The sequence below is a fragment of the Kineococcus gurbantunggutensis genome, from assembly GCF_050871925.1.
Taxonomy (GTDB): Bacteria; Actinomycetota; Actinomycetes; order Actinomycetales; family Kineococcaceae; genus Kineococcus.
In genome coordinates this window covers 24,958-31,449 of record NZ_JBJLSG010000048.1, presented here as the reverse complement: position 1 = coordinate 31,449, position 6,492 = coordinate 24,958, and the positions used below count along the sequence as shown (strand labels likewise).

The following is a 6,492-nucleotide window of genomic DNA, read 5'->3' as shown; positions in this document are numbered from 1 at the left end:
CGCCCCCCACCGCCCCCCCCCCCCCCCCCCCCCCCCCCCCCCCCCCCCCCCCCACCCCCCCCACCCCCCCCGCCCCCCCCCCCCCCCCCCCCCCCCCCCCCCCCCCCCCCCCCCCCCCCCCCCCCCCCCCCCCCCCCGGGGCGTGGTGGCTGCGGGCGGCGTCCGAGGCCGCCTGAGCACTGCCCGGGCACCGCGCGCGGGGCCCGGGGCAGCGCCGTGGTGGACGTCGAGGACGGGGGAGGGCTCCGGTGAGCGGTTCGCAGCACCTCGTGGTCGGCGCCGGGCTGGCCGGTGCGGCCACCGCCTGGCGGCTCGCCGAGCGCGGGCACGAGGTCACGCTCGTCGAGCGCACCGAGCCGGCCGCGCCCGACGGCAGCTCGCACGGCTCGGCGCGGATCTTCCGCTACGCCTACCACGAGCGCGACTACGTCGAGCTCGCCGTGCGCGCCGCCGCCGCCTTCCGCGAGCTGGAGCGCCTGCACGGCGCGCCGCTGCTCACCCCCGCGCCCGCGCTCGACCACGGTCCCGGCCGCGACCCGCGGGCGCTGGCCCGGGTGCTGCAAGACGTGGGCGTCGAGCACGAGCTGCTCGGCGCCGCCGAGGCCCGCGCCCGCTGGCCGCAGCTCGTGGTCGACGGTGAGGTCCTGCACCAGCCCAGCGGCGCGGTGATCGACGCCGAGGGCACCGTGCGGGCGATGGTGGACCTGGCGCGGGCGGCGGGCGCGCGGGTCCTGACCGGCTGGCCGCTGGTGCACCTGGAGCGCACCGCCACCGGGTTCACCGCGTTCTCCACGGCCGGGCGCGCGCTCGACGCCGGTCACGTCGTGGTCGCCGCCGGCGGCTGGCTGCCGGACCTGCTGGGCGGGCTACCGCTGCCGGCCGGTTTCCTCGCCGCGTTCCCCGCCCTGCACGTGCTGCAGGAGAACGCGTTCCACTTCCCCTACCGCGAGCAGCACCCGCACGGCACGTGGCCCACGGTCATCCACGAGGTGCCGGAGATCTTGGTCTACGCGCTGCCCGGCGGGCGCGACGCCGGTTTCCGCGGGCAGAAGGTCGCCGAGTACGCCGGCGGCCGCCCCCTCGCCTCCGCCGCCGGCCAGAGCGGCGCGGTCGACGCCGCCAACCGCACCCGCGTCAGCGGGTACGTGCGCCGGTACCTGCCCGGCCTGGTGCCCGAGCCGTACGCGGAGACCACCTGCCTGTTCACGAGCACCCCCACGGAGGACTTCGTGGTCGACGGCGCCGACGGGATCACCGTGCTGTCCGCGTGCTCCGGGCACGGGGCGAAGTTCGCCCCGCTGTTGGGGGAGATCGCCGCCGACGTGGCCACCGGCGGCACCCCACCGCAGCGGTTCCGCGTCGGGGCGGCGCGCCCCGGTCCCTGACCGTGTGCGGTGGCCGTGTCCGGTGATCGTGTGCGGTGATCGCGGCCGCGCGCCCCCCGCCCGTCCGCCCCGCGCAGCGGCTCCCTGCCGGGGCGGTTCACCCGTCCAGAGGCACCCGCGCGGCGTCCCTGGTTCCCAGGAGCCCGGACGTGGGGGACACTCGAAGCATGTCAACCCGTGCGAGTGCGACCCGGCGTCACCTCCCGACGAGCCCGTTCCAGCCCGCACCACCGCAGCCGCAGGCCGAGGAGTTCGTCCCCGACGACCGCGTCACCCACGACCGGTACGGCATGGGCACCGTCCTGTCGATCGAGGCCGGGCAGTGGGCGACCGTCCGCTTCTCCTCCGGTCAGGTGCTCTCGGTCGCCACGATCAAGCTCAGCAAGCTCTGACGGTCCCGGACCGGTCTCACGGCCCGGCGACCGGCTGCTGAGCCGGCGCCGGCGGCCGCGGCGGGACCTCCCCGGGGGAACCCGCCCACCGCTGGGCCAGCGACAGCACGACGAGCACGGCCAGGACGCTGACGACGGCGCGCGTGAGCCCGCCGCTCAGCGGGCGCCGTCGCCGCACCGCCCGGCGCGCGCGCGGCCGCACCGGCCGCCCGGCCGGGCGCTGCGGTGAGCGCCGGAGCGGGAGCGCGGTTCCCGGCACGTCGGCGGTGGTGAGCACCTCGTGCCCCGCCGGCCTCGCGAGGGCCTGGGTGAGCACGTCCACGAGGCGGGCGACGTCCCGGGCGCTGAGCACCGTGGGCAGCGCCCGCAGCAGCCCCGCCACCGCGTCCCGCCCGACCACGGTGATCGCCCCCACCTCGCGCGGCGCCACCGGCTGCTGCACCAGGCACAGCACGCCGAGCACGTCGCGGCGGTGCCGGGCGGGCACCTGCGCGGTGACGGCCGCGGTGGCGGCGGCGAGCCCGGTCAGCTCCTTCGCCAGCGAGCGGCCGCCCACCCGCACCTCCTGCTCGCGGGAGGTGACGGCGCCGGTCCAGTTCTTGCTGTCGACGACCACGACGCCGCCGGGGCCGATCGCGACGTGGTCGAGGTTGGCGCGCTGCCGGCCCGGCCAGCGCACGTCGTGCAGCAGCGTCCAGCCGTCCGCCTCCAGCACGGCCAGCGCCTCGGCGACGAGCCGTTCGCCCTGCGCGCCGGCCTCCCAGTTGCGCTGCTCGCGCTCCACCCGGCTCAGCTCGCGGCGCAGCTCCTCGGCGCGCGCGGCGTGCTTGCGCGCCTGCTCGGCGGCGCCGCGGCCGGCGAGGTGCGCGGAGGGACGGGGAGCCACGCCCTGCTCTCGGCACGCGCACCGCCGCGGTTGAGCACGCCCACCCGGTCGGCGCAGCCCGCGGCGCCCCGCGCTGCCGTCGCGCGCAGCCGTGGCGTGTCGGCGGCGGGTCGTACGGTGCGGCGGTGGGCGCGTGGCAGGAACCCGGTCCCGCGCCGCCGGCGTCGAGCCCCGCGGTGGCGGGGATCATGCGCCGCACCGGGCGCCGCGACACCGCGCCGGAGCTCGCGCTGCGCCGCGAGCTGCACCGCCGCGGCCTGCGCTACCTCACCGACACCGCCCCGCCGGGCACGAACCGGCGCCGCCGCGCCGACGTGGTGTTCCGCGGCGCGCGGGTGGCGGTGTTCGTCGACGGCTGCTTCTGGCACTCCTGCCCGGCACACTCCGCCCCTCCGAAGGCGAACGCCGAGTGGTGGCGGGTGAAGCTGGGCAGCATCACCGCCCGGGACCGCGACACCGACAGCACGCTCACCGCGGCCGGCTGGCACGTGGTGCGGGTGTGGGAGCACGAGGACCCCGCCGGCGCTGCCGAGCGCGTGCACGGGGTCGTGCACGCGCGCCGCCGCGCCGGCGCGCACCGCCCGGGGCGCCGGGCGGCTCCTCAGCCGGCCACGAGCACGCCGCCGGAGACCCGCAGGCGCCCGTCCTGGTAGACCTGCCGCACCGCGGCGGGCAGGCCGGCGAGCTGGCCGGTGGACGTCAGCTGACCCTCCAGCACGACGGCGTCGGCGACGGAACCCGGTGCCAGGCGGCCGACGGCGCCGGTGGGGTCGACGACGTCCCCGGCCACCGAGGTGCACGCGCGCAGCACGCCGAGCAGGTCCATGCCCACGCCCGCCAGCAGCGCCAGCTCCTCGAGGTTCTCCCCGTGCACGCCGACGCCGGAGTCGGTGCCCATGCCGATCCGCACGCCCGCCTGCACCGCGCGGGCGATCGACTCGCGGTGGACCTGCACGACGGTGCGGGCCTTCTCCACGACCTGCGGCGGCAGGCCGCTGGTGCCGGTGGCGGCCTTGGCCAGCACGGCCAGCGGCGCGGCGAGGGTGGGCACGAGGCAGGCGTCGTGCTCGAGGAACAGCTCGATCGCCTCCTCGTCGAGGTAGATGCCGTGCTCGACGGTGCGCACCCCGGCGCGCAGGGCGTTCTTGACGCCGGCGGCGGCCTGGGCGTGCGCCATCACGTACGTGCCCTGCGCCGCGGCCTCCTCGACGACCACCCTGATCTCCTCGACCGTGAACTGCGCGTGCCGGGGGTCGTCGCGGGGGGAGAGGACCCCGCCGGTGGAGCAGATCTTGATGTGGTCGGCCCCGGCGCGCAGGATCGAGCGCGCGACCTTGCGCACCTCCTCCACGCCGTCGGCGACGCCGCTGGGCCGCCCGGCGTGCGGGGCGAACGTGGGGGCGTGCACGCCCGAGGGCATCCAGAAGTCCGCGTGCCCGCCGGTCTGGCTCATGATGCTCACCGCGATGCGCATGCGCGGGCCGGGCACGATGCCGCGCTCCACGGCGACCTTCGCGCCGAGGTCCGCGCCGCCCGCGTCGCGCACCGTCGTCACCCCCGCCCGCAGGGTCGCGGCCAGGTTCGCCACCGACTCGTAGAACTGCAGGGAGAACGGCTCGGCGAACGCCTGCAGCGAGCCGGGGCTGGAGGAGGCGACGTGCACGTGCAGGTCCACCAGGCCCGGCAGCACCGTCGTGCCCGAGCAGTCCACGACCTGCGCGCCGGCGTGCTCGGGTGCCGCCGCCAGGTCCTCGCCGACCGCGAGGACGCGCCCGTCCTCGAACGCGACGTCGCGGGGGGTGGGCAGGAAGTCCACACCGTCGAAGACGGTGGCGCCCTGCAGGATCAGAGAGGTCACGCGACGTCCTCCGTGGTGGTGCTCAGGCGGTGCAGCGGTCCAGCGGGGCGGACACGTCCACGCCCGCCGCGCGCAGCAGGGTCAGCGCGCCCTCCGGCGGTTGCCCGGGCAGCAGGCGCTGCACCCGCCGGCAGCGCCGTTCGGCGTCGGGGTTCTGCGCCAGCGCCGCCGCGTCGATGTGCGCGGGCAGGTCGTAGTGGCGCCACTGCGTCGGAACCCCCGCGCGCTCGTCGGCGCGCAGCAGTTCCCGGCCCTGCGCGACGAGCAGCGTGAAGTCCCCCCTGGTGGAGATCGCGCACACCGTGCGGACCTCGCCCGCCCCGGCGCTGAGCGCCTCCGCCGCCACCCGGAACGTGTTGCCGAACCGGCCGTGCACGTGCAGCACCGGCCCCTGCGGGTGCGCGCTCCACTCCGGGTGGCGCTCCTCCAGGGCGCTGGCGAGCTGCCACACCGCCTCGTCGACCTCGGGCTCGTCGACCTCGAGCCCATCGACCTCGGGCCCGTCCTGCGCCGGCCCGTCCTGCACCGGCTCGTCGTGCGCCGGCTCGTCGTGCGCGGCCGGCTGCTCCGCCGCGCCGGGGACCGGCGGCACCGCGGGCGCCGGCACCGCGCCGGGGTCGGCGACGGCGGCGGTGCCCGAGACGCGGGTGCCGTCCTCCGAGGCCACGCGCACCCGGTCGCCCGGCTCCGCCGCCACCTCCAAGAGCTCCTCGGCCGAACCGGCGGGCAGGACGTCGACGTCCTCCCACGCCCCGTCCGCGCCGCGCGAGAGCGCCACGAGCAGGTCCTCACCGGCCGGTGCCTCCAGCCGCACGTGCAGGCCGGCCGGTCGCAGGACGACCTCCAGCAGCGCGGGCGGCGCGTCGACGGGGCTGGCAGGGACTTCGGCCGGGTCCACGCGCTCACCGTAGGGGACCGGGCAGGGGGCGTCACGGGTCGGCGCGCCGCGCAGCGCACACCGGTCCCGCCCCGCGCCCGGCAGCGCGCATCATGGACGCGTGCTCCCCCACACCCGGCCCCTCGACGCGCCCGCCCCCGACGCGCTGCCCGCGGACGTCGCCGAGCGCTACCCGCACCCCTACGCCGTCGTGGACGTCGAGACCACCGGCATGGACTCCGCCACCGACCGCGTCGTGCAGGTCGCCGTCGTGCAGCTCGGCGCCGACGGGCGCGTGGAGGGCACCTGGAACTCCCTGGTGGACCCCGGCCGCGACCCCGGACCCACCCACGTGCACGGCATCACCGCGGAGGCGCTGCGCGGTGCGCCCACGTTCGCGCAGGTCGCCGAGCAGGTGGCGGGCCTGCTGGCCGGGCGAGTGCTCGTCGCGCACAACGCCCGCTTCGACTGGGGGTTCCTGCGCGAGGAGCTCACCCGCGCCCGCACCGCCTTCCAGGTGCCGCACTTCCTGTGCACCGTGACGCTCAGCCGTCGCCTGCGCCTGCCGGTGCCCGACGTGGGCCTCGCCGCGGTCGCCGCGCACTGGGGCGTGGTGCAGCACCGCGCCCACGACGCCGTCGACGACACCCGCGTGCTCACCGAGGTGTTCCGCGCCTCCCTGCGCGCCGCCGCCGAGCAGGACGTCGAGCTGCCGCTGACCGCGCTGCGCCCCTCCCGCCCCGTGCCGCCGCCGCAGCGCTGGCGCCGGCCCGCCGCCGCGCCGCGCACCCCGTGCGCCTGGACCGACCCGGGCCGCTGGGTGCCCGGCGAGGCGCTGGTGCAGGGCACCAAGGTCGTCTTCAGCGGCGACACCGACACCCCGCGCGAGGACCTCATCGCCCGCGCGGTCGACGCCGGCCTGGACGTGATGAACGGCGTCAGCCGCACCACCGGGCTGCTGGTGACCAACGAACCGGACGCCGGGGTGCGCAAGGTCCTCGACGCCCGCAGGCACGGGGTCCCGGTGGTGGACGAGGCGCGCTTCGAGGGGCTGCTGGCCGCGATCGCGGCGGGCACGCCGAAGGAGGCGTGAA

7 protein-coding genes are annotated in these 6,492 nt (G+C 78.1%); 4 read left to right on the top strand and 3 right to left on the bottom strand.

Annotation, left to right across the window (positions count from 1 at the left end):
- The first annotated feature begins 248 nt into the window (after window positions 1–248).
- Both ACRYR7_RS11300 and ACRYR7_RS11295 read left to right on the top strand, forming a co-directional pair.
- Window positions 249–1,385, top strand: a complete 1,137-nt coding sequence (locus tag ACRYR7_RS11300; protein WP_432572189.1) for an FAD-dependent oxidoreductase — start codon at window positions 249–251, stop codon at window positions 1,383–1,385.
- A 167-nt stretch (window positions 1,386–1,552) separates the two neighbouring features.
- Entirely contained in the window at window positions 1,553–1,777 is a 225-nt protein-coding gene (locus ACRYR7_RS11295) for a hypothetical protein (RefSeq protein ID WP_432572188.1), read from the top strand.
- A gap of 16 nt (window positions 1,778–1,793) precedes the next feature.
- On the opposite strand, the gene ACRYR7_RS11290 is transcribed toward ACRYR7_RS11295, so the two are convergent.
- The gene (locus ACRYR7_RS11290; RefSeq protein WP_432572187.1) at window positions 1,794–2,663 is read right to left on the bottom strand and encodes a nuclease-related domain-containing protein; all 870 of its coding nucleotides are present in this window, start codon (window positions 2,661–2,663) and stop codon (window positions 1,794–1,796) included.
- Window positions 2,664–2,851: 188 nt separating this feature from the next.
- Between ACRYR7_RS11290 and ACRYR7_RS11285 the strand changes: the two genes are divergently transcribed.
- A complete protein-coding gene (locus ACRYR7_RS11285; RefSeq protein WP_432572192.1) occupies window positions 2,852–3,316 on the top strand; it encodes a very short patch repair endonuclease in 465 nt (154 codons plus the stop codon).
- On the opposite strand, the gene ACRYR7_RS11280 is transcribed toward ACRYR7_RS11285, so the two are convergent.
- Together ACRYR7_RS11280 and ACRYR7_RS11275 are read right to left on the bottom strand one after the other, a co-directional pair.
- Window positions 3,265–4,521: a metal-dependent hydrolase family protein gene (locus ACRYR7_RS11280; protein ID WP_432572186.1), complete on the bottom strand. Its 1,257-nt coding sequence runs from the start codon at window positions 4,519–4,521 to the stop codon at window positions 3,265–3,267. The two genes, ACRYR7_RS11285 and ACRYR7_RS11280, sit on opposite strands and share 52 nt — an antisense overlap.
- 22 nt (window positions 4,522–4,543) lie before the next feature.
- Complete coding sequence (locus ACRYR7_RS11275; RefSeq protein ID WP_432572185.1) at window positions 4,544–5,419, bottom strand: hypothetical protein; 876 nt, start codon at window positions 5,417–5,419, stop codon at window positions 4,544–4,546.
- 100 nt (window positions 5,420–5,519) lie between these two features.
- Between ACRYR7_RS11275 and ACRYR7_RS11270 the strand changes: the two genes are divergently transcribed.
- Window positions 5,520–6,491, top strand: coding sequence for an exonuclease domain-containing protein (locus ACRYR7_RS11270; protein WP_432572184.1), 972 nt, complete (start codon window positions 5,520–5,522; stop codon window positions 6,489–6,491).
- Window position 6,492 lies beyond the last annotated feature (1 nt).

What these genes read in the sequence shown, in the direction of transcription:
- ACRYR7_RS11295 (WP_432572188.1), top strand. Translation starts at nt 1,553, where the DNA reads ATGTCAACCCGTGCGAGTGCGACCCGGCGTCACCTCCCGACGAGCCCG.
- ACRYR7_RS11285 (WP_432572192.1), top strand. Translation starts at nt 2,852, where the DNA reads ATGCGCCGCACCGGGCGCCGCGACACCGCGCCGGAGCTCGCGCTGCGC.